General features: G+C 56.0%; 2 protein-coding genes and 1 pseudogene. 2 read left to right on the top strand and 1 reads right to left on the bottom strand.

Going from position 1 to position 1,961, the window contains the following annotated elements; all coding sequences use genetic code 11:
• Positions 1-725 precede the first annotated feature (725 nt).
• Both NKJ26_RS33265 and NKJ26_RS33270 read left to right on the top strand, forming a co-directional pair.
• Positions 726-878, top strand: a complete 153-nt coding sequence (locus tag NKJ26_RS33265) for a hypothetical protein (RefSeq protein ID WP_352700078.1) — start codon at positions 726-728, stop codon at positions 876-878.
• 228 nt (positions 879-1,106) lie between these two features.
• A pseudogene (locus tag NKJ26_RS33270) lies at positions 1,107-1,301 on the top strand (cold-shock protein); the annotation flags it as partial.
• 31 nt (positions 1,302-1,332) lie between these two features.
• Here the strand turns inward: NKJ26_RS33270 and NKJ26_RS33275 are convergent.
• Positions 1,333-1,572 carry a hypothetical protein gene (locus NKJ26_RS33275; protein ID WP_352700080.1) on the bottom strand — a complete coding sequence of 80 codons (240 nt, stop codon included), beginning with the start codon at positions 1,570-1,572 and terminating at the stop codon, positions 1,333-1,335.
• Between the last annotated feature and the right edge of the window lie 389 nt (positions 1,573-1,961).

Consider the following 1,961-nt stretch of genomic DNA (forward strand, 5'->3'; position numbering starts at 1 on the left):
CGGGCTCAGACCTTGGATGCCGAAACAGTCCTGGAGTTCTGCTCATGCGTTGCTGAATTTAATCCTTGACCCCAAGAAGCCCATGGGAGGCCAGGTACCAGCGCACGCAAAGCAGGATCACCGACTGGTCGAAAGGGCGGCCCTTGAACGTCACGTGCTCCTCCACAGCTGAGCGGTGTTTCTTGCCATGCTCCGCTTACCGAAAGGTTTGCGACAAAGCCCCCATGTGAGGATTCTCCGCATGATTCATGCTGAAAATGAGCGATCAACCGCCTGCACGCTACGTGGGGATGCCTACGCGTTTACTAGCCACCACACCGCGAAAAATATTGCCCCAAATAAAGCCCACCCGCCCGAAATTGTGGATGCTTCTTCTCGAGCCAATTCGGTCACACCATACTGTGATATATCGACCTTCATTGCTGTCTCCTTTCCTAGAGATCAAATAAGATGAACCAGTCTGCCATTTAGCGGCTTTTGCCGCCGTACAACCAACATCAAGAGTCGTGCCAACTGCACAGGAAGCGGCCCAGAAAAACTGGTTCTGGATGTTTATTCAATGGCTTCACTGAGAGCGCGGCGGAACGCCAGCCAGATGTCACTCGTGTCGCGGATCCGACAAACCCGACGTTAGGATCAATGCAAGCGGCCGCCAGGCTGGCACCGTCGCCATCGGCGCGGTCGAAGGGGCACCGAGAAGCGCGGCGTGGTGGCGTGGAGCGGGTTTGGGTCGCAGAATCATCATTGAGCAGCATGAGTCAGCGCGGCGCTTATGGCAATCGATTGGCGTCGAATCCATCGAGCAGGCATTCAGCCGCCAGACCGGCATCGTCGAGGAACGTGCCGGCACCATGGCTGATAATCTTGCAATCGCTTAACGATGGTGACCAATCGTCGAATCGTTAGCGTTCTTCTTGGATTTAGCTGAAGATGTGATTGCCTACCACAAGGATATGCAGCGGCATTCCAGATACCCGATCCAGGTCGGGTGGGCTTCTGCAAATTGGCAATGGATGACAGTCGTGAATTTGTTGGCTGCTGATCGTGCTGAAACGGCCGGCGATCGGCAGTCGGTTAGTCAGAAAGGGCTTGCATGGCACCGGTAGGTAAAGTGGTTCAATTCCCAAAAAGGTTCTGGTTTCATTCAGTCTGATCAAGTCGGCCCCGATGTGCTCGTGCATGTTTCTGCCGTGGAGTGCGCCGGCTTGCGCGGCCTCAATGATGGTCAGAAGATCAGCTATGAACTGGTGCAGGACAAACGTTCTGGAAAGACGTTAGCCGGCGAGCTTCGGACGATTTGATCGAGGCTGACCAGCTATACAGCGGTCGGCTTCATCCCTTCCACATCATCGAGCGAAGAAGAGTCTGCATCTGGTCTGGCACGTCGAGTTCGCCGCGCGCCTCGATCTCCAAAAGGTATCGGGCTTTGGCCAAACGATCGCCTTGGGTGGCAGCAGGATAGGCGCAGATAGCCAGCAGCGCCCTCTCCTCCTCTCGGTTGGCATTGTCGTAGTCGCGGCCCCTGCCGCCCACTTCGTGTACGACCTTGCCGAAGGCCCCGTATGCGGTCATGTGCGACTCAATCGATGCTCGCAGTTCGCTTGAGAGATTCTGTTGTCGGTTTGGTGCCTCGGTGGCGTGAGCCACCGAGGTAACCGTCGAGGCGAAGACGGCGCTGCCGGAGTGGAAAAGCACGGCGCGGCGGTTGATCCTGGACGTGGTGATCTCTCCTGTTCATTTCATGGCAAGCCCGATCGGGCGTCGCACTATCAACGACACTTGTTAGCACGACGCCCAGCACATTCATGTCAGGATGGATAGGGCGTTGATGCGCGGATATGAAATCGAACGCATTTCGATCATTAATGTAGTTGGTTATCAAGGGATTGTTGTTTGCACAGGGCATCTTCGGATACGAACCGCTGCGCCGCGATCGGCGGGCACGGCTTGAGGAACTGCGG

The sequence above is a fragment of the Mesorhizobium sp. M0152 genome (assembly GCF_040322415.1).
GTDB lineage: Bacteria > Pseudomonadota > Alphaproteobacteria > Rhizobiales > Rhizobiaceae > Mesorhizobium.